The organism is Kribbella qitaiheensis (assembly GCF_042657745.1).
GTDB classification, from domain to species: Bacteria; Actinomycetota; Actinomycetes; order Propionibacteriales; family Kribbellaceae; genus Kribbella; species Kribbella qitaiheensis.
This window is the reverse complement of sequence record NZ_JBHSKE010000046.1, coordinates 1-19886: the sequence shown is the minus strand read 5'-3', so window position 1 is coordinate 19886 and position 19886 is coordinate 1. Positions and strand designations below refer to the sequence as shown.

Annotated in this window: 16 protein-coding genes; 7 read left to right on the top strand and 9 right to left on the bottom strand. The window is 69.7% G+C overall.

Annotated features, from left to right (window positions below; all coding sequences use genetic code 11):
- Positions 1-470 precede the first annotated feature (470 nt).
- Positions 471-1517, top strand: coding sequence for a hypothetical protein (locus ACFPJ1_RS28875; RefSeq protein WP_380108673.1), 1047 nt, complete (start codon positions 471-473; stop codon positions 1515-1517).
- Positions 1518-2170: 653 nt separating this feature from the next.
- The gene (locus ACFPJ1_RS28870) at positions 2171-2491 is read left to right on the top strand and encodes a Fe-S cluster assembly protein HesB (RefSeq protein ID WP_132188192.1); all 321 of its coding nucleotides are present in this window, start codon (positions 2171-2173) and stop codon (positions 2489-2491) included.
- A gap of 49 nt (positions 2492-2540) precedes the next feature.
- Here ACFPJ1_RS28870 and ACFPJ1_RS28865 read toward each other — a convergent pair whose 3' ends face one another.
- Positions 2541-4472, bottom strand: a complete 1932-nt coding sequence (locus tag ACFPJ1_RS28865; RefSeq protein ID WP_380108672.1) for an ABC transporter ATP-binding protein — start codon at positions 4470-4472, stop codon at positions 2541-2543.
- Positions 4469-6334: an ABC transporter ATP-binding protein gene (locus ACFPJ1_RS28860; RefSeq protein WP_380108670.1), complete on the bottom strand. Its 1866-nt coding sequence runs from the start codon at positions 6332-6334 to the stop codon at positions 4469-4471. The genes ACFPJ1_RS28865 and ACFPJ1_RS28860 overlap by 4 nt, the downstream gene beginning before the upstream one ends.
- 105 nt (positions 6335-6439) lie before the next feature.
- Between ACFPJ1_RS28860 and ACFPJ1_RS28855 the strand changes: the two genes are divergently transcribed.
- Entirely contained in the window at positions 6440-7081 is a 642-nt protein-coding gene (locus tag ACFPJ1_RS28855; RefSeq protein ID WP_380108669.1) for a TIGR03085 family metal-binding protein, read from the top strand.
- On the opposite strand, the gene ACFPJ1_RS28850 is transcribed toward ACFPJ1_RS28855, so the two are convergent.
- The 3 genes from ACFPJ1_RS28850 to ACFPJ1_RS28840 are packed head-to-tail and all read right to left on the bottom strand — an operon-like array spanning position 7067 to position 10705.
- The gene (locus tag ACFPJ1_RS28850) at positions 7067-7765 is read right to left on the bottom strand and encodes a DedA family protein (protein WP_380108667.1); all 699 of its coding nucleotides are present in this window, start codon (positions 7763-7765) and stop codon (positions 7067-7069) included. The two genes, ACFPJ1_RS28855 and ACFPJ1_RS28850, sit on opposite strands and share 15 nt — an antisense overlap.
- On the bottom strand, positions 7762-8529 hold the full coding sequence (locus ACFPJ1_RS28845; protein ID WP_380108665.1) for an MBL fold metallo-hydrolase: 768 nt from the start codon (positions 8527-8529) through the stop codon (positions 7762-7764). The genes ACFPJ1_RS28850 and ACFPJ1_RS28845 overlap by 4 nt, the downstream gene beginning before the upstream one ends.
- 4 nt (positions 8530-8533) lie before the next feature.
- On the bottom strand, positions 8534-10705 hold the full coding sequence (locus ACFPJ1_RS28840; protein ID WP_380108664.1) for a phage holin family protein: 2172 nt from the start codon (positions 10703-10705) through the stop codon (positions 8534-8536).
- A gap of 367 nt (positions 10706-11072) precedes the next feature.
- Between ACFPJ1_RS28840 and dacB the strand changes: the two genes are divergently transcribed.
- Together dacB and ACFPJ1_RS28830 are read left to right on the top strand one after the other, a co-directional pair.
- On the top strand, positions 11073-12677 hold the full coding sequence (gene dacB, locus ACFPJ1_RS28835; RefSeq protein WP_380108662.1) for a D-alanyl-D-alanine carboxypeptidase/D-alanyl-D-alanine endopeptidase: 1605 nt from the start codon (positions 11073-11075) through the stop codon (positions 12675-12677).
- Between the two features lie 48 nt (positions 12678-12725).
- A complete protein-coding gene (locus tag ACFPJ1_RS28830) occupies positions 12726-13685 on the top strand; it encodes a GNAT family N-acetyltransferase (protein ID WP_380108661.1) in 960 nt (319 codons plus the stop codon).
- Between the two features lie 45 nt (positions 13686-13730).
- On the opposite strand, the gene ACFPJ1_RS28825 is transcribed toward ACFPJ1_RS28830, so the two are convergent.
- The 4 genes from ACFPJ1_RS28825 to ACFPJ1_RS28810 all read right to left on the bottom strand — a co-directional run bounded on the left by ACFPJ1_RS28825 (position 13731) and on the right by ACFPJ1_RS28810 (position 17136).
- Positions 13731-14333, bottom strand: coding sequence for a hypothetical protein (locus ACFPJ1_RS28825; protein WP_380108660.1), 603 nt, complete (start codon positions 14331-14333; stop codon positions 13731-13733).
- Positions 14326-14841, bottom strand: coding sequence for a sigma-70 family RNA polymerase sigma factor (locus ACFPJ1_RS28820; protein ID WP_380108658.1), 516 nt, complete (start codon positions 14839-14841; stop codon positions 14326-14328). Before ACFPJ1_RS28820 ends, ACFPJ1_RS28825 begins: the two co-directional genes overlap by 8 nt.
- 94 nt (positions 14842-14935) lie before the next feature.
- Complete coding sequence (locus ACFPJ1_RS28815; RefSeq protein ID WP_380108657.1) at positions 14936-16705, bottom strand: ABC transporter ATP-binding protein; 1770 nt, start codon at positions 16703-16705, stop codon at positions 14936-14938.
- On the bottom strand, positions 16702-17136 hold the full coding sequence (locus ACFPJ1_RS28810) for a MarR family winged helix-turn-helix transcriptional regulator (RefSeq protein ID WP_380108655.1): 435 nt from the start codon (positions 17134-17136) through the stop codon (positions 16702-16704). The genes ACFPJ1_RS28815 and ACFPJ1_RS28810 overlap by 4 nt, the downstream gene beginning before the upstream one ends.
- Positions 17137-17239: 103 nt before the next feature.
- On the opposite strand from ACFPJ1_RS28810, the gene ACFPJ1_RS28805 reads away from it, so the two are divergent.
- Positions 17240-17827: an ArsR/SmtB family transcription factor gene (locus tag ACFPJ1_RS28805; protein WP_380108654.1), complete on the top strand. Its 588-nt coding sequence runs from the start codon at positions 17240-17242 to the stop codon at positions 17825-17827.
- A 28-nt stretch (positions 17828-17855) separates the two neighbouring features.
- Positions 17856-19115: an MFS transporter gene (locus ACFPJ1_RS28800; RefSeq protein ID WP_380108652.1), complete on the top strand. Its 1260-nt coding sequence runs from the start codon at positions 17856-17858 to the stop codon at positions 19113-19115.
- The last annotated feature ends 771 nt before the right edge of the window (positions 19116-19886 follow it).

The following is a 19886-nucleotide window of genomic DNA, read 5'->3' as shown; positions in this document are numbered from 1 at the left end:
CTACCCACCCCGACCCTCCCGCAGCCACCCCAAGGCCCCCACCCGCGGCCCCGGTACTGCGCCCTACTAACCCTGGAGCCATCCCGCCCGCCCCCGCCCCCGCCGCTCCCCCCGCCGTGCGTCCCACCTACGCGCCAGCCCTTCCCGCAGCCACCCCACCGGGCCCCCCGCCGCGCCCGCGCGACTTTGTGCTCCGTTCGCGCAGCAGCGGAGCCGAGGACTACTCACCTCGAGCACAAGGTCGACCACAGCTGGAGGCGGACCAGCACCTTGTGCACCATCTGAGCGTTCTCCGGCCGTCGGACTGCTCAGGCGGTGCACATAGTCGGCAGTAAAGGAGCCTCGCCCGGGGCCAACCTCGTGGGGTGGGCGTGTGGGCCGGGTCGCGACGGAGGGCGGGTTTCGGGGTGGTTATCCACAGGAATTGGAGACGGGCGTTGGCGAGGGGCCCGCGCGGCGATCATCGAAGCGTGGAGAAGCTCGGTGATGAGGTGCGTGAATCGCTCGAAGCGATCATCGGTGGGCCGGTGAGGCACCAGGATCTGCGCCGATTGGGTCTCGCCGACCACGACGTCCAGCGGCTCCTCCGCAACAAGGCGCTGCAGCGATCCCATCGGCGATACATCGACGGCGGGCTGGAGGAGTGGTCCGCCACCATCCGGTGCGCCCAGTCGGCACATCCGCGATCGGTGATCAGCCACTTCACCGCGGCTGGGTTGTGCGGGCTGAGGATCTGGAACGACCAACCGCGGGATGACCATCCGCCGGAGACGGCGGTCTGGCTGACATGCCTGCCCGATGCCCGACGCAGGAACCAGAAGCGAGACGACGTGGTACTCCGACGAGCCGGGCTCACGGCGGCGGATCTCCAACGCCTCGACGGGCTGCTGCTGACTTCGGACGCGCGCACGACAATCGACCTCGCCCGCGAACTGCCGATCGATCAGGCGGTGGTGACGGTGGACCATGCCTTGGCCAGGTCGGTAACCCGGGCGGAAATCGAGCTGGTACTGCGACGCCAGCGTCGCTGGCCGGGTGTACAGAGGGCGCGCGCAGCCGTCGCTGTCGCGGATCCCCGGTCGGAATCGGCGCTGGAATCCTTCGCCCGTGTGCGTTTCCTGCAGGCCGGCCTGCCGTTGCCGGTGCTTCAAGCGCAGTTCTGGGACGGACGACAGTGGATGGGAGAACGAGTCGACTTCTGGTGGCCGGAGTTCCGCACCGTCGCCGAGGCAGACGGCCTGGCGAAGTTCGAGGCTCCGACACCTGCGCAGCGTCGGCGACTCCTCCGGCGCGCGCACGAGCGCGATCAGCGCCTCGCGGATCGCGATCTCGAGCTGGTGCACTTCGGCTGGGAGGACGCCGTCCTCAAAGCCGACGAGCTGGTCGCGCGGCTCCGAGCGGCCTTCGCCCGCGGCAAGCGTCGTACCGGCACCGAGCCGACCTGGCGGACGACGAGCCCAGACGACCCTGCTCTCTGGCCGATAGTGACCGCACCCGACCACCCCCTCTACGCCTGACCCCGCCCCACATCCGCACCCGCACCCGCCCTGCACCCGCACCACATCCGCACCCGCATCCGCACCCGGATCCGACGGCCACCCGCGCGACACGGTCGTTCGCGCCGTACCGCCATCCGCTGCGACTTTGTGCACCGCCTGAGCAGTCCGACAGCCGGAGAACACTCAGGCGATGCACGAAGTGCTGATCCGCCTCCAGTTGAGGTCGACCTTGTGCACGGGGTGAGTAGACCTCGGCTCCGCTGACGCGCGAAGGTGCACAAAGTGGGCGCCTCGCAGCTCCCCACGGCCGGGCGGGAAGCTGGGCGGGACGTCCCGTGGGACAGGCGGGTGGCGAGGGCGGCGGGGGCGCGGCGGGGGCAGCGCGTGGAAGTGGGCGGCCGGGTGGAGGCTGGGTGGAACGGGCTGCAGGCGCGGCGGGCGGGTGGAGCGGGTGGCGGGCGGGGTGGGACGGGACGGCTGGGTGGAACGGGCTGCAGGCGCGGTGGGCAGGGACGGCTGGGTGGAACGGGCTGCAGGCGGGGTGGGACGGGACGGCTGGGTGGAGCGGGTGGCGGGCGGGGTGGGCGGTATCCGGGTTTCGGGCGGGGATGTTTGGGGGTTGGGGGAAGGGGCACGGGACGCGCTCACCGCAATCGATGCTAGGAGCAGCAGTGCTTACCCTGACAGAGAACGCCACCCTGGTGATCAAGAGCATCACGGGCGTCGAAGGTGCTCCCGAAGGCGCCGGCGTCCGGATCTCGCAGGAGAACCCGGCCGACCCGGCACTGGCGGTGACCACGACTGAGTCGCCGCTGCCGGGCGATCAGGTGGTCGAGGAGAGCGGCGCCCGGGTCTTCCTCGAGGAGAACGCCGCCAACGCGCTCGACGACAAGATCCTCGACGCGGCCGTCGACGACAAGGGCGGTGTCGAGTTCCTGCTCGTACCGCAGCCGGGCGCCGGCCGCGAGAACGGCGCCGCGCCGACCGCGTAGTACAAGAAGGCACCGCGTAGTTAAAGCGAGAGCGCGCCGACCGTGTAGTTCAAGCGAACAGCGCGCGTAGTGCCACCTGGTCAGCGGCCGATCGACGGATCGGTCCAGCCGGCCGCGCACGGCAGGTCGACGGGCCGGGGGCCCCTTTCCTCCCCCGGCCCGTTAGACCTGTCCAGCTCTGATTCAGACTGCGGAGCGTTGGGCTATCCAGCTGGTGTGAAGGCCGGTGTAGATGCCGCCTGCCTGGACGAGTTCGGCATGCGGACCGCGCTCGACAACGCGGCCATCGTCGAAGATCCAGTACCTCGTCGGCGGCTTCCGCCGTCGACAACCGGTGGGCGATCGTCACGGACGTCCGACCCGCCATCAGCCGCTCCAGCGCGGCATTCACCCGTACTTCGGTCCCGGGATCCACCGCCGAGGTCGCCTCGTCCAGGACCAGCAGATCCGGGTCCGCGATGTTCGCGCGGACCAGCGCCACCAGTTGACGTTCACCCGCCGACAGGGATTCGCCTCGCTGCCCGACGGGTGACTCCAGCCCGTCCGGCAGCGATTCCAGCCAGTCGGTCAGCCCGAGATCCGCGAACGCGTCCAGCAACTGCGCGTCGGTCACCTCGGGCCGTCCGAAGCGGACGTTCTCGGCGAGGGACGAGTCGAAGAGGTACCCGTCCTGCGGCACCATCACCACCCGCTCACGCAGCGAGGAGAACGAGATCTCCCGCGCGTTCACCCCGTCGAGGAGTACCGCGCCGGAGGTGGGATCCATCAACCGGGTGAGCAGCTTGGCGAAGGTCGTCTTGCCCGAGCCCGTCTCGCCGACCACCGCGACGCGCCGGTGCGGTTCCAACCGGACGTCGACGTCCCGCAGTACGAGGTCGCCGTCGGGGTAGGCGAAGTTCACGTCGGCGAACTCGACCGTCACCGGGCCCCGCGCCTGGGTGACGCCGTCCTCGCCCGGGTCGACCACGTCGGCCGGGGTCGCGATCACGCCGAGCACGCGCCGCCAGCCGGCGAAGGCGCTCTGCGCGTCGGTGAGCACCTGGGTGGCGATCTGCACCGGGTCGGAGAACAGCGCGACCAGGAACATGAACGCCAGGATCTCCCCCAGCGTCGCCTTGCCGTCCACCCCGAGCAGCACGCCGGCAGTCAGGACGCCGGCGTTGGCCAGACCGGCCGCCAGACCACCGATAGAGAAGGTGATCCCGGTGATCGCCTGGGCACGGGTCGCCGTCCGCCGGTAGTCCTCGATCGAGGCGTCGATCCGAGCCTGGGTGCGCCGCTCGATCGCGTACGCGCGGACCACCTGGGCGCCGACGACCGGCTCGGCGATCGCGGACAGCATCTCGCCGACCTTCGCGCGGACCACGCCGTACGCCGCGGACATCTTCCGCTGCAGGTACTTCAGGCTGGCGAACAACGGCAGGAAGCAGATCAGCACGACCAGCGCGAGCTGCCAGGAGTAGAAGAACATCACCACGGTCGCGAGCAGCATCTGCCCGATGCTGACCAGGAAGATGAACCCGCCGAACTGCAGGAACTGCGACACCGTGTCCACGTCGGAGGTGACCCGGCTGACCAGCGCGCCCCGGCGCTCGGTGCTCTGGGTCAGCACCGGCAGGTCGTGCACGTGCCGGAACGCCTTGATCCGCATCGTCGCGAGGCCGCGCTCGGAGTTCTTCGCGAGCCGCACGGTGGTCAAGTACGACGCGACGCCGGTGATCAGCACGGCACCCACGCAGAGCAGGCACATCCACGCCACGAACGACATGTCCGGTCCGCCGGGACCCGACAGGCCCTTGTCGATCGTCTGCTGGACCGCGATCGGTACGACGATCCGCCCGGCCGTCATCGTCAGCGCGAGCAGCCCCGTGATCCCCCAGCCGCGGCCGAGCTCGGGTGAGACCCGGAGTCCCTGCTTGAGGGTCTCCAGACCGCCGGCATCATCGCCGTGGTCGAGCCGGGTGGCCTCTGCGGCGCTCACGCGGATGCTCCTTCTGCGTCGTAGGTGTCGAGATCGCGGTCCATGTCTGCTTCGAGCGCGGCTTCCTCTTCGCGCCGCGCGGCGTCCTTCTCGTAGGCGTCGACCAGATCCCGGTACGCGGCCGACCGCTCCTGCAGGTCCAGGTGCGTGCCGTGATCGGCGATCCGGCCCCCGTCGAGGAACAGCACCTCGTCCGCCAGCGCGATCGTCGCCTTGCGATACGCGATCACCAGCACGGTGGTCGCCGCCTCATCCCCCTGTACGGCGGTCCGCAGCCCGGCCAGGATCCGCGCCTCGACCTGGGGATCCACCGCGCTGGTGGCGTCGTCCAGGATCAGCAACCGGGGTCGCCGTACCAGCGCCCGGGCGAGGGCGATCCGCTGCCGCTGGCCACCGGACAGCGTCGTACCGCGTTCGCCGACCTTGGTGTCGAGGCCGTGCGACAGGGACTTCACGAATCCGTCGCCCTGGGCGATCCGGAGCGAGTCCCACACGTCGTCGTCGGGGTAGTCACCGCCGAGGGTGATGTTGCCGCGGATCGTGTCGTCGAAGAGGAAGGCGGTCTGGGCGACCAAGGCCACCGAGCCCGCCAGTTCGTCGCGGGCCAGGGTGCGCAGGTCGTGGTCGTCGACCTTGACCGACCCTTCCTCGGGATCGACCAACCGGGTGAGCAGGGTGGTCATCGTCGACTTCCCGGCACCCGTCGGGCCGACGACCGCGACGGTCCGGCCCGGCTCGACGGTGAAGTCCACGCCGGCGAGCACGTCGCGATCCGGAAGGTACCCGAACCGGACGTCCGACACCTCCAGCCGCGCGGCCGACGAGTGGGTCAGCTTCTCGGCGCCGTACTCCATCCCGCCCTCGGCCGTGATCACCCGCTGCACCCGGTCCCACCCGACGACAGAGCGCGGCAACTCCCCCAGCACCCAGCCGAGCGCCCGGATCGGGAACCCGATCAGCGTGAACAGGAACGCCACCTGCACCACGTCACCGGCCTCGGCCGCGCCCGAGCTGACCCGCCCGACCCCGACGAGCAGAACGGCCAGTACTCCGATGCGTGGCAGGCCCTCGATCACCGGGTCGAACGCGCCGCGCGCCTTGTTCACCGCGATGTTCGCGTCGCGCAGCTCGTAGGTGGGCGCCCGGAAGCGCTCGGTCTCGGCGGCCTCGCGGCCCAGCGTCTTCACCACCAGCGCGCCGTCGAACGACTCGTGCGCGACCTCGGAGACGTCGGCCCGCAACTCCTGCGCTCGGGTGGCGAGCGGCTGCAGGGTCCGCTGGAAGATCACGTTCGCGACGAAGACGAGTGGGAAGACCAGGCAACCGACCGCCGCGAGCCACGGGTCCGCCGCGAACATCGCGACGGTGGCGAAGACGAGCATCGCGATCACGCCGACCGCCATCGGCAGCGGGGCGATCGGGTACCAGGTCGACTCGACGTCCGCGTTCGCGTTGGACAGCAGTTCCCCGGTCGGGTGCTTGTGGTGCCACTCGAGTGGGAGCTTCAGGTACTGCCGGGTGACGCGCTGGCGGTACGTCGCCTGCAGCCGGAACTGCATCACGCCGGCGCCGATCCGGCGGCCGACCACGCCGATCGCGCGAAGCACGGCGATGCCGAGGAAGAGCGAGACCATCGACGCGATCGCGCCGAAGGTGGTGTCACCGCGCTCTAGCGCCGGCCGGATCACGTGATCCGTGGCCCAGCCCAGAGCCCACCCGTCGGCCACCGTCATCGCGCCATACAGCACGCTCGCGAGCACCGAGAGCGCGAACACCCACGGCTCCTCCCAGATGGCGACGCGCAGAACGGCGAACCCGCGCCGGGTCACGCTGCCCTTGCTCGGGACTTTCGGCTGCGGCACGCAAACATCCTCAGAACGATGACGGAACTGTCAGGGGCGTAGCCAGCCACGAGGCTGACAACGAATGACATTCTGCCATTGGGTGGGGACAACTACGATCGAGTTGTGACCGACTACAGCAAGGTAGAACGACTCGCGCTGTGTGATCTGTTCGACCAGGTCGGGCCGGATCAGCCGACGCTCTGCGCGGGGTGGACGACGCACGATCTGGCGGTCCACCTGTATGTCCGGGAGGCCGATCCGCTGGCCGGTCCGGGGATCATGATCCCGGCGCTCGCGGACACCACCGAGCGGCGGATGGCGCAGGCGAAGGCGAAGTACTCCTTCACCGAGATCGTGGACAAGGTGCGCACCGGTCCGCCGACGTTCTCGATCTACTCGTTCCCCGGCCTGGGCCACAACCTGAACACCACGGAGTACCTCGTCCACCACGAGGACGTCCGCCGCGCGGTCCCGGACTTCACCGTCCGCGAGTTGCCCGCCGAGCAGCAGCAGGGCCTGTGGAAGCAGCTCCGGCTGGCCGCGAAGTCGATGACCCGCAAGGCCCCGAGCGGTCTCGTACTGCGCCTCCCGGACGGCACCGAGTCAGTCGCGAAGAAGCCGACGGAACGGGGCTCGGTCACCATGACGGGTGAGCCGGTCGAGCTCGTACTGTTCTGCTTCGGCCGCCAGCCGGTCGCCCAGGTCAAGCTCGACGGTGACTCGGAACTGATCGAACGGCTCCGCAACACGTCATTCGGAGTCTGACGCCCTGGCTTCGGACGACCTCGCTTCGGCGGTCTTGGCCTCGGAAGGCTTGGATTCGGGAGTCTCGGAGGCCTGCTCGGCTTCCTCCTCAGGACCGGCCCGGCGGGCGGCCGCGGCCTTCCGGCGGTGACGCTGGACCATGCTGCTGACCGCCGTCACCAGGATCACGAGCACGATCGCCGCGAGGACGCCCTGCCAAGGTTCGTCGAACAGCGCGAACCCGAGCAGCCCGATCGCCATGTAGACCGCCGCCCACAGCGACGAGGCGGCCAGGTCCACCACCGCGAACCGGCGCCAGGAGAACCCCGCGAGCCCGGCCGCGAGCAGCACCGGAACGCGTCCCCCCGGGATCAGCCGGGACGTCAGCAGCACAGAGATCTCGTGCTTGCTCAACCGGACCCGCAGTGCGTCGAGCGAGGCGTTGTCGCGGAGCCAGCCGACCCTCTTGGCCAGCCTCTCCCCGCCCAGCCGGCAGGCGCCGTACACGATCAGGTCGCCGACGTACGCGCCGCCGGCCCCGGCGATCAGTACACCGACCAGGCCGATGGGGTTGCTGTGGGAGGCCAGTACCGCGCCCGCCGACACGGCCGCGCCTGTCGGCAGCACCGGGAGCACCGCGCCGAGCAGCACGGCCCCGGCGAGCACGCAGAGGTACCAGAGGTCGAACCGAGCGTCACCGCTCACGGCCGCACCACCTCGGTCGACTCTCCGGGGGCGAGCAACTCCACCTTCACCGCCGAGTCCACCTCGTGCATCGCAGCCTTGAACTTCTCGCCCGGCGGCAGGAACAAGTCGGGCTTGAGCCAGTCGCAGCCGATCGGCCAGAACGTCCCGAAGTGCACCGGTACGGCGACCCGCGCCCCGACGCGGCGGACCGCCTCAGCCGCGCCGACGGGATCCAGATGGCCCGGCCCGAGCGAGGGACCCCAGCCGCCCACCGGGACCAGCGCGAGATCCACCGGACCCGCCTCGGCGGCGAGGTCGTCGTACAGGTCGGTGTCGCCGGCGAACCAGACGCTCGGCGCGCCCTCCACCCGGAACCCGATCGCGGGCGCGCGGTACGAGGACCAGGGCAGCCGGCGTCCGTCATGATGGGCGGACACCACGGTGAGGTCGAGGTTGCCGATCCGCACCTGGTTGCCCGGGGCAACCTCGATGCACCGGTCCGAGTACGCCGCGCCGCGCTCTGCGTGGATCAACCTGGCCGCACCCCGCGGTACGACGAGGGCCGCGTCGGGGGCAACCAGTGGCAACGACGTGAGGTGCAGGTGGTCCGCGTGCATGTGAGACACCAGCACCGCGTCACACTGGGCGGCCTCGGGCGTCGGGGCCGGGCCACGGCGACGCCGTACGTGCGCGATCCTCGAGGTGAGCACGGGGTCCGTCAGCAGCCGCGTGCCGTTCTCCTCGATGGTGATGGTGCTGTGCCCCCACCAAGTGATCTGCACCTCGTCAGGCCTCCACGCTCGCGTCGGACGGTTCGGCGACACGTTCCGGTGTGACCTGTTCCGCTGCGGCCGGCTCACCGGTCTGGTCGGCCTTGTCGGTGCGCTGGCCGAGTTGTTCGAGCCAGCTGATCAGGAGTGCGTGTACCGCGTCGGAGCCTACGGGTGGCTCGTCGACCGCGAAGCGCCGCGGGTGCACCAGGACCGCCTCGGTCTGCCAGCCGCCGATCCCGCCGTGGCAGCCGACCAGTTCCTCGAACGCGGCCACCTCGTGGGTGAACTCGTCCAGCCGGCTGATCACCACGATGTCCCCGTTGTGCGGCATCTCCGCCTGCCGCAGCATCGATGCCGCGGCGTGTGGTCCGTACACGGTGAGCGGGTCGACGCCATCGATCCGGCCGGAGCGGAGCACGTGCACGCCAGCTCGGCCGATCGCCACCGGTCCTTCGGCGATCGAGTCGACCACCACGAACCCGATGCCGGGATGCGTCGCCAGCCCGGGGATCAGCCGCGGGTGCTGCAGCTCGATCTCCTCCAGCGGCACCCGGCCAATCGTGGTGGCGAGGTAGATCAGCGCGAGATTGCCGGAGGAGGTGACCACCATCTGCTCGTCGGCGGCGACCGGCGGGTCGCAGTCGGCCGGCCCGAGCTCGACCTCGCCCCGGAGAGCCTTGCCGTGGAGGGCCTTGCGGGTGACCGAGCCGGCCACGCTGCGGCGCAGGCTCACTTCCGTCAGGAAGGCGTTCACCGGACCCCAGCCCTCGGAGCGCCCGGTGGCCGCCACCGGCCCCTTCGTGGTGTCGACCAGGTCGTCGACCACCTGGGTCAGAGTCCGTCCGTACCGCTGCAGGAAGGTGGAGCCCTGGCTCTGGCCGTGGTCCGACAGCACAACGATCTCGTACGCGTGCGGCAGCGTGTCGATGATCCGCTTGAGCGCTCCGAGCACCCGGTCCAGACCCTCGAGCGTCTGCATCGACTCCGGACGGGTCGGGCCCGCGTGGTGGGCGACCTCGTCGTAGTCGACGAAGTCGCAGTAGATCACCGGGGTGCCCTCGATCAGCTCGTCGGTGATCAGCGAGACGTTCAGGTCGCGCAGCAGCACGTTGGAGATGGCCCGCAGGAAGATGTACGAGCCGCCGCGGTTGACCCTCGGCACCAGGTTGCGCCGGCGCTGGCTGCGGGCCTGGTGGAGCTCCTTGACCATCTCCGCGACGCAGAGCACCAGCCCGCGCGCCGCGCCCTGCGGGCTGGAGAAGAACCGGACGTACCCGCGACTGCGGCCGTTGGGCAGGGCCGCGCGGCTGAAGACCAGCTCCGACTTCGGCGCGTCGCCGGACCAGTTGTTGCTGATGCTGGCGCCGCCGTCGGCGAGCAGGCCACGGCCGGTCGACATCCGCGCCTCGATCTCGGCGGCGTCCCGGGACCGGTTCGTCACCATCACCCGGCCGGTGTCCTTCTCGTACCAGCGGAAGGCCGGGATCTGGCCGGAGCCGCCGTGCAGGATGCCCGCCTGGCTGGCCGGGGTGGTCGCCGGGACACCGGTGTGCCAGTCGACCATGGAGTGGCTGCCGTCGCGGATCCAGCCGCCGAGGTGCGGCAGATTGCCCGACATCACCATCCAGTTCAGCAGCGGCGCGGACAGGCCGTCGAGCTGGATGATCAGCAGCCCCGTTTTCGGGGCCGCCTGGATCCGGCGGGCCCGGCGGCGGACCACCCGCATCACTTCGGAGACGTACGCGTCGTCACTGCCCGCGTACGCGACCCAGCCGACAAAGGCGCTGACCGAGGACATCACGATCGCCACCAGCAGCGCCGCCTCGGGGCCGCCGTGCAGGTTCACCCCCGGATCGATGGTGACCCCGAGGTAGACCACGGCGAACTGAGACAGCAGCCCGCCGATGAGCACGCCGATCGACCCGATCAGGATCGCGACCCCGGCCAGGATCCACCGCATCACCAGGCCGATCACAGCCAGGATGACGACCAGGCGCAGTACCGGCAGGGCGCCGTCACTACTGATCTGGGGCAGGATCCAGAAGGTGATCACCAGCGAGATCAGCGACGCGAGGCCGCCCAGGAACATCGCTTGCAGGCCTCTGCTGGTACGGCGCAGGTCGAGCCAGACCGGCCGGCGATGTGGCCGCCGATCGGCCGAGACCTGCTCTGGTGGTTTCGCCATCTGGTGTTCCGGACTCCCCGTTGCCGCGTCGGTGCTGGTCCGAGCCTACGAGGCCCGGTCCACCACGGCAGTACTGCGCCACGCGGCGGACGGGGTGATCCCGGGTCATCCCTGACCCGGGACCGGGTCATCCCCGGCGAACCCGGCCAGACAGAGCAGCACCGCCAGAAATCGTGGGCGCATCAGAACTCCTCAGGTGGGGCGGAGCCTGTTGGACCGAACTGTTCCATCGATTCACCTGACTGGCGAGAGGTGGCGCCCGGGGTCCGCGGAAAGTTGTGGTTCGCAATTGCTGGACCCCGGGGGCTCGGAGATGGAGACTCCCGGGTGTGTGTTGTTGGTTTCCGCCCGATTCCAAGGAGTCACCGTGAAGTTTTTACCGAGAGTGGCCGCGTCGCCCCGTGGAGTGGTCGCTGTCGCCGCGGCCGTCGCCGCGACGGCCGGCCTGCTGACCCAGACCGGCCTGCCGACCCAGTCCGTCGGGGCGCCTGCCGCCGTGCAGGCCGCTGGGCTGCAGCAGCAACTCGACGCGTTGCTCGCCGACCCGCGCTTCGAGGGGTCCCAGGTGGGGTTGGTGGTACGCGACGCGACCACCGGCGAGACGCTCTACGACCGCAACGGCGGCACTCGCCTGCTGCCCGCGTCCAACACCAAGCTGTTCAGCTCGACCGCCGCCATGCACACCCTCGGCGCCGGGTTCCGCTTTCACACCGACGTGCTGGCAACGGCTCCGGTCCGCGGCGGGAAGCTGCGCGGAGACCTTTACCTGAAGGGCTACGGCGACCCGACCTCGCTCGAGTCGGACTACGTCGCACTGGCCCAGCAGGTCGCCAAGTCCGGCGTCCGGCAGATCGACGGCGACCTGATCGCCGACGACACCTACTTCGACAAGGTCCGGCTCGGCGACACCTGGTCCTGGGACGACGAGCCGTTCTACTACTCGGCCCAGATCTCCGCGCTGACGCTCGCACCCAACACCGACTACGACTCCGGTACCGCGATCGTCGACAGCCTGCCCGGCGCGACGGTCGGGGCGCCGGTGAAACTCACCATGGAACCGGCCAACAGCGTGATCAAGCTGGTGAACACCGCGACCACGGGCGCGGCCGGCTCGGACAACACGCTCACCATCGAGCGCGACCACGGCACCAACGTCGTCCGCGTCAGCGGTTCGGTCCCGGCTGACGACACCGGCGGCCAGGAGTGGGTCACCGTCTGGGAGCCGACCCTGTACGCCGCCGACGTGTTCCGCCGCGCCCTGGCCGCGCAGGGGATCCAGGTGGACGGACACGTCCGCACCGCAGCGACCCCGACCACCGCCAAGCAGATTGCGCAGGACGAGTCGATGACCGTCGGCGAGCTGATGAACCCGTTCCTCAAGCTGTCGAACAACATGCACGCCGAGACCCTGGTCAAGGCGATGGGTGCGGTCGCGGAGGCGGACGGCAGCTGGTCCGCCGGTCTCGGGGTCGTCACCGACTATGCCAAGAGCGTCGGTGTCGACACCAGCACGATCCGGCTGTCGGACGGCTCCGGCCTGTCCCGCAAGGTGAACGTGACCGCCAAGAGCGTCACCGACATCCTGATCGGCGTTCGGCAGGAGCCCTGGTTCCAGCAGTGGTACGACGCGTTGCCGATCGCGGGCAACCCCGACCGGTTCACCGGCGGCACCCTGCGCAGCCGGATGCGCAACACGCCGGCCGCGAACAACCTGCACGGCAAGACCGGTTCGCTCACTGGCGTCACCGCGCTGTCGGGGTACGTCTCGGACAAGGACGGCCGCAAGCTGGTCTTCTCGATGATCAGCAACAACTACCTGGTCAGCCCGCGCTCGGTCGAGGACGCCGTCGGCGTCACCCTGGCCTCGTGGACCGACCAGGCGCCGGTCGCCGCGATCAAGCCCGACACCAGCCGCAGCGCCCAGGTCGCCGAGGACGCCTGCGGCGGCAACGAGTGGGTCAAGGCCTGCTGATGGATTAATGCGGTCGACAGTACGGCGGTCGTTCCCGAGGATGAGGGCATGTCCGCCGTACTGCCCGATCGGTACTCCGTCCGTCCGATGCGGCCGGAGGACGGCGACGAGGTCGCGGATCATGTCGCCGCGAACGACGTCCGGCTGATCGGCTTCTCGCAGTACAGCCGCGAGGGCATCGTCAATCACCTACGCGATCCGTTGATCGACCTCGCGGTGGACAGCTGGATGGTGACGGCCGGCCCCGACCTGATCGGGACGGGCACCGTCGTACTCGACGGCGGCACCGCGCTGGTCGATCTCTCCTCGGCTGATCCCCTGGTGGCCGGCTGGATGCTGGACCGGGCGATCGAGCGCGCGACCGACCATGCGCGGAAGACCGGCGCCGAGGTGGCGATCAAGCTCGGCCTGCTCCGCGAGGACAAGCAGACGGCCGCGCTCGCGGCGGACCGCGGCCTCTTCATCCACACCACCGTCCAGCGAATGACGATCCGGTACGCCGGCCCGCTGGAGCCGCCGGCGACTCCTGCAGGGGTGGTGCTTCGGCGCGGCGCCCAGGACGAGCAGATCCGGCGAGCCGCCCACCAAGTGATCACCGACTCGTTCGCCGACCAGCCGGGCTCGGTCCCCCGCCCGTACGACGACTGGGTGAAGCAGCGCGAGAGTCGCTCCACCTTCCACTGGTCAAAGCTGACCGTGCTCGAGCTGGAGGGCCGGCCCGTCGGCGTCCGGGAGTGCGACGACAACTACCTCACGACCGAGCACTGCGGCTACATCGGACGGCTCGGGGTCGTCACCGCGGCGCGCGGTCGCGGGCTGGCGAAGTACCTGCTGCGCGACGCGTTCGCCCTCGACTCGGCCGCGGGTCTCAGCGGCACGATCCTGCACGTCGACACCGGAAACCCGACACCTGCGGTCGCGGTCTACGAGTCAGTCGGCATGCGGGCGGACATCGTCAACGACATCTGGCGAAAGGTCATCCCGGCCGTCGACCCGGCACTAGAGTGATCGACGTCCTCGCCGGGGCGGTCGCGGTCCACCCCGGCGAGGACGTCAGTTCAGGACGGCCCGGTTCCCCGTACTCCCGGCCAGCACCGTTCGGTTGCCCACCTGCCGGCGGAGATCCAGGCTGATCCGCAGCGGGCCGGTCCCCGGCTTCACGCAGAGTTGCGCCTCAGGCTGATCCGGCGCGACGGAGTACCGATAGGCCGCGATCCGGACCGTCGACGCATCCTGCGACAGGATCCGCACCATCGTGTGCGGAACGCAGGAGTCGTCGGCGTTGCGCGGCGCCTCGACGATCAGCGTGCCGGCGTTCTCCGAGTCGACCTCGACCCGGGACACCCGGATCTCGTCGCCCAGCAGCATCACCGTGTTGCCGACCTTGAACTGCTTCGGCGGCGGCCCGTCGTCCAGCAGTCCCACCGCGGGCATCGTCGGGGTCGCCGGCGGCGCCGCCGGCTCCTCGGCCCGCGGCACGGTCGCCGTGGCGACCACCGCGCCACCCACGAACAGCACCGCCGCCGCTGTGGCCACCAGACCACGCGTACGTCGCTGCCGGCGGACGGCCTGCTCGACGAACTCGAACGGCGGCGCCTCCCCAGGGGTCTGCTCGTCGACGTACTCGATCAACAGATCGGTCCGCAGTTCATGCATGATCAGGCACCTCCTCCTGGACCGCGAGCAACGGAGCGAGCGCCTGGCGCGCCCGGGCCAACCTCGATTTCACCGTGCCGGGTGGCAGCTCCAGCTCGTCCGCGATCTGCTCGATCGGCAGATCCAGCACGTGATGCAGCACCACCACCGCACGTTGCGCCGGGGTGATGCGGGCGAGTGCCGCCGCCACGTCCAGCGCGTCCCCGTCCGGCCCACGAACCTCCGCGGACCGGCCCATCAACTTCGCCGCGGCGCGCGCGGCCACCTGCTGCCGCCGCAGCCGGCTCACCAGAGCCCGGACGGCGACCGCCCGGACCCACGCCTCCGGGTCGTCGTACCGGCGGATCTTGTCCCACCGGCCGAGCAGCTTCACGTAGGCGTCCTGCGCGATCTCCTCGGCATCGGCGCGTGAGCCCCCGATGGACACCAGCAGCCCGATCAGCCGCGGCCAGGTACGGCGGTAGAGCGCCGCGACCTCCGCTGCCGGATCACCGTCGATGTCCCTCACACCCCTAACACGCGCTGCTCCCCGGCCCGGTTCCATCCTTTCCGGACGATTTTCAGCTCGGCCCGGATGCTGCTCCCGGCGCGAGCTTTTCTGCTCAGCTGAGTGTGCCGTGCAACTGCGCGTACCGGCCATGGCGGGCGAGCAGTTCGTCGTGGCTGCCGCGCTCGACGATCCGGCCGTGGTCGAGCACCAGGATCTGGTCCGCGTTCCGCACGGTCGACAGCCGATGGGCGATCGCGATCGTGGTCCGGTCGCGGGCCAGGTCGTCGATCGCGGCCTGGACGGCCCGCTCGGTCTCGTTGTCGAGCGCGCTGGTGGCCTCGTCGAGGATCAGGATCGGTGGGTTTCGCAGCAGCATCCGAGCGATCGCGAGTCGCTGCCGTTCGCCGCCGGAGAAGCGGTACCCGCGGGCGCCGACCACCGTGTCGTACCCCTCGGGCAGCCCGACGATGAGCTCGTGGATCCGCGCGGCGCGGGCCGCCGCGATGACCTGGGCGTCGGTGGCCTCCGGCGCCGCGAAGCGCAGGTTCTCCCGGACCGACTCGTGGAAGAGGTAGGTCTCCTGCGACACCAGTCCGACCGCGTCCGAGATCGCGGACAGCTTGAGATCGCGCAGATCCACGCCGTCGATGGTGATCTTGCCGAGCTGTGGGTCGTACAGCCTCGCGACGAGGTACGCGAGCGTCGTCTTGCCCGATCCCGTCTCCCCGACGAGCGCTGTCGTCGTACCGGGTGGCACCACGAAGTCGATGTCGGACAACGTCCACCCGCCGTCCTCGCCGTACCGGAAGCCCGCATTCTCGACCCGTACTTCGCCGCGGACCCGCGGCAGGCTGCGGGCGTCCGGCTTCTCCTGGATGTCTACCGGCAGGTCGAGCACGTCGAAGATCCGGCCGAATAGAGCCATCGAGGTGGAGGCGGCCGTGCCGAGTCCCTGCAGTGCGGTGGCGGGTGCGACCAGCCGGTTCAACATCGTGGTGAACGCGACCACCGTGCCGATCGAGAACACCGCCGAGCCGTGCGCCAGCGTGAGCCCGGAGACGAGGTACACGATCGCCGGGATCATCGTCAGGCTGGCCCGGCGGCTCGAGATCACCCATTTGCCGCTCATCGCCGCGGTCAGCTCGGTCGCGCTGAGGGCGCGGGACTCGGTGGCGAACCGGTCCGACAGCTCCCGCTGCCGCCCGAGCGTCTTCGCGAGCAGGACGCCGGCGACTGAGAGGGACTCCTCCACCAGCGCGGTGATCCCGGCGAGCTGCTTCTGCCGGCCGTGGGCGATCTGGCGCTGCTGCCGTCCGAGCCGGAAGGAGAAGGCGAGGAACAGCGGTACGACGATCAGGCAGACGGCCGCGAGCTTCCAGTTCATCACCAACGCGGCGACCCCGACCGCGAGTGCGGCGACGCCGTTCTGCACGACCGAGCTGGCCGTGTTGGTCACCACGTTGTCGACGCCGCCGATGTCGTTGGCGATCCGGGACTGGAGCTCGCCGGCCCGGGTCCGGGTGAAGAAGCCGAGCGACATCCGTTGCAGGTGGTCGTACACCCCGACCCGCAGGTCGTGCATCACGCCCTGGCCGATCACGTTCGACAGGCGGGTGGTGACGACCCCGAGCACCGCCGCGATAGCCGCGGCGACGATCATGCCGCCCGCCAGCAGCACCACCAGGGAGGCGCTGCGCTGCGGCAACGCCTCGTCCACGATGTCGCGGACCAGGAACGGCGACGCCACGCCGGCCACGCCCTGCGCCACCGACACCGCCAGCAGGACCACGATCGACCAGCGGTACGGCCGGAACAATCTCGCGACCCGGCGTACCGGCGCTTGGTCGGTGGTGGTGTCTGTGGTGAGCGTCGCCGTCGTCATCGCCTGTCCTCGGAGAGCCGTTCCAGCAGACCGGCCGCGATCACCAGGAGGTCCCGCTCGGCATCGGTCAACTGCTTGAGCGCACCGGCCAGCCAGATCTCCCGCGGCCGCATCTCAGCCGCCAGTACTTCGGTCCCGGCCGGGGTGATCTCGAGCAGCGACTGACGGCCGTCATCGGGGTCCGGGCGGCGCCGGATCCAGCCCTGCTCCTCCAGCGCGGCCAGCGTCCGGGACAGGGACTGCGGCTGGGTCAGCAGCCGGTCTGACACCGCGCCCGGGGTGATCGCGCCGGCCTTCTGAAGCTGCCGGAGCACCGCCGTCTGGCCGAGGCTGATCGCCCCGGCCCGCTCGGCCCGGGCCCTCGCCGCGAACAGTCCGGCGCCGGTCAGGATCCGACGCGGGATGTCGTGCTCGCTGTCAGTGGTACGCATGGGTTAACCATAAGCAGGACCGTCAAGTCTAGGCTTCCGGATTTTCCTACGCACTCGCTTACGACAGATGCGGCATGGAGATGTGAGAGGTTACTCTCGAAACATGTCTCTCAGAAATCCTTACGGTGATTTCGAGATCACCGACCCGCAGGCGATGAGGGCGCTGGCGCATCCCGTCCGGCTGGCCGCCCTCAGCTATCTGCAGAAGAACGGCCCGGCCACTGCGACCCAGTTGTCGGAGCATGTCGGCGCCTCGCCGTCGGTGACCAGCTGGCACCTCCGCCACCTCGCGAACTTCGGCCTGGTCAGCGACGGACCGCCTCCCGAGGGTGTCGCCGACAGGCGTCAGCGCTGGTGGCAGGCCGTCGCCCGGGGGTTCCGGTTCGAGATGCCCGACACACCTGAAGGCGCCGAGGCTGGGCGGCTGCTGCGGGCGGAGCTGATCAGCCAGGCCCTGGACTACGCGCAGCAGTGGCTGGTCGAGAGTGAGCCCCACCTCGATCCCCTGTGGAGCCGCACGGCCGGCTCCTCGAACACCCTGGTGAGTCTCACCCTCGAGGAGGCCGAGGCGGTGGAGAACGCGATCGAGGAACTGCTGGCGCCGTACGTCCAGCGCGTCGAGGAAGACCGCCCCGCCGACGCCCACCCGGTCCGGATGATCCGCCTTTCCTTGCCTGAAGCAACCACCTGAGCTCCGCCGCCACCGTGAGGACCGCATCGTGAAGACTCTGACTCCCACCAGCCTCTGGCGTGACCGCCAGTTCCGCACCTTCTGGTCCGCCCAGGGCGTCTCCGAGTTCGGCGACCGGATCAGCGAGCTCGCCCTGCCGCTGATCGCGGTCACCCTGCTCGACGCCTCCCCCAGTCAGGTCGGCTTCCTCACCGCCGCGGTCTGGCTGCCGAACCTCGCGTCGTTGTTCATCGGCACCTGGGTGGACAAGCGCCGGGACAAGCGCCCGCTGATGATCGCGGCCGACCTGAGCCGGACGATCGTGCTGCTGTCGCTGCCCGCGGCGTACTGGCTGGACCTGCTGACGCTCGGCCAGCTGTACGCCGTCGCGATCCTGGCCGGAACCGCGCACGTGCTCTTCAACACCGCCTACGCGTCGTTCTTCGTCCGGCTGGTCTCGCGGGACCACTTCCTGGAGGCGAACAGCAAGCTCTCGGCGACCAGGTCGATCTCGTTCATGGGCGGTCCGGCGCTGGCCGGCCTGCTGGTGCAGTGGCTGACCGCGCCGGTCGCGATCGTCGCGGACGCCCTGACCTTCGTGTTCTCGGCGGTGCAGGTGAGCCGACTCAAGACGGCGCCCGCCGAGGCCGATGAGAGCGAGGAATCCTTGCTCCACAGGGCCCGCGAGGGCATGAGATACCTGCTGCGGCATCCGTATCTACGCAGCAGTCTCGGCTGCGCGACGACAGTGAACTTCTTCAACCTGATCGGCACGGCCCTGCTAGTACTGTTCGCCAGCCGCAACCTCGAACTGTCGGCCGCCACCATAGGCATCGCCTTCGGCATCGGCGCATCGGGTGGCCTGCTCGGAGCACTCGCAGCAACACCGTTGACGCGACTACTCGGCGCCGGACGACTGATCGCACTCGGCGCGGTCGTCTTCCCGGCCTCCATCGCCATCGCCGCCTTCGCCTCAGGCCCAGTCTGGGTCCGCGCCGGCGCGCTGGCCGCCGCCGAGTTCATCGGGGCTTTCGCAGTGATGTGCTTCGACGTCCCCCTGAACTCCCTCCAGGCCGCAGTCATCCACGAACACATGCGAAGCCGAGTCGCAGGCGCCTTCAGCAGCATCAACTACGGAGTACGCCCCCTCGGTGCCGTGATCGGCGGCCTCCTCGGAACCTGGATCGGAGTCCGCGAAACCCTCCTGATCTCCGCAACCGGAGGCCTCCTAGCCGTCCTCTGGCTACTCCACTCCCCCATCCTCACCACCCGCGACCTAGAGGGCCTGGAACCCCCACCCCTCAACTAACCGCAGGCCAACCACCCATCCCGACACCTAGTGCACCACCCGAGCAGATCCGTCCGCTCCGCACGCTCATCTGGTGCACAAGGTGAGGCCTCGGACACCAAGTCGGCACCTCGGACACGAAATGACCTATCCCAGTCCCCACACAGTGCCCAAGGTCCCCACAATCGTTCCGCCATCCGGCTGTCACACCCCAGAAGGTGTCCGCGGTCCCCACCACCGCACGCCCTCACCCCCAGCCCGGCGACCGGCCTCCCGATGACGGGTTGTACGCCGGCTGACGCCTTACACGCCGCCAGCCGGCGTACAACCTGCCAGTGAACCCCGAAACGAACCACACGCCACCGAACAACCTGCCAGTGGTCGAACAACCCGCCAGTGGTCGAACAACCCGCCAGCGCCAACCCCCCGAACCGGCACAACCACCCACCGGGGGCGAAACCCACCCCTTGGAAGCACCTGGCGTACCGAGCGACAGGAAATAGTCGCCGAACACACCACCCCGGTAGGCCACTTACGCCTGGAACCTCCGCGACCATCCAGGCACTACCTGTCGCTCGGTACACCAACCCCCGAAACATCACCCCAACCCGGCTCAGACCTCCCCGCGGGATCCGCGTAGCTGCGTCCTTCCCTGGTCGGGATGGGGTGGGTCATCCCTGAAGGAGCGGGGTCGGTCAAGAGGTGTGGGTGGGTTGTTTTTCTGCTTCGGTGTGGTTTGGCCGCGTCGAGGTAAGGCGTGGGGGTCAGGGCTCGGGCGAAGCCCGACCGCGA

Excerpts from the sequence above, each read along its gene's own strand:
- ACFPJ1_RS28840 (WP_380108664.1), bottom strand. The coding sequence starts at position 10,705 with ATGGCGAAACCACCAGAGCAGGTCTCGGCCGATCGGCGGCCACATCGC.
- ACFPJ1_RS28830 (WP_380108661.1), top strand. The coding sequence starts at position 12,726 with ATGTCCGCCGTACTGCCCGATCGGTACTCCGTCCGTCCGATGCGGCCG.
- ACFPJ1_RS28825 (WP_380108660.1), bottom strand. The coding sequence starts at position 14,333 with ATGCATGAACTGCGGACCGATCTGTTGATCGAGTACGTCGACGAGCAG.
- ACFPJ1_RS28815 (WP_380108657.1), bottom strand. The coding sequence starts at position 16,705 with ATGACGACGGCGACGCTCACCACAGACACCACCACCGACCAAGCGCCG.
- ACFPJ1_RS28810 (WP_380108655.1), bottom strand. The coding sequence starts at position 17,136 with ATGCGTACCACTGACAGCGAGCACGACATCCCGCGTCGGATCCTGACC.
- ACFPJ1_RS28805 (WP_380108654.1), top strand. The coding sequence starts at position 17,240 with ATGTCTCTCAGAAATCCTTACGGTGATTTCGAGATCACCGACCCGCAG.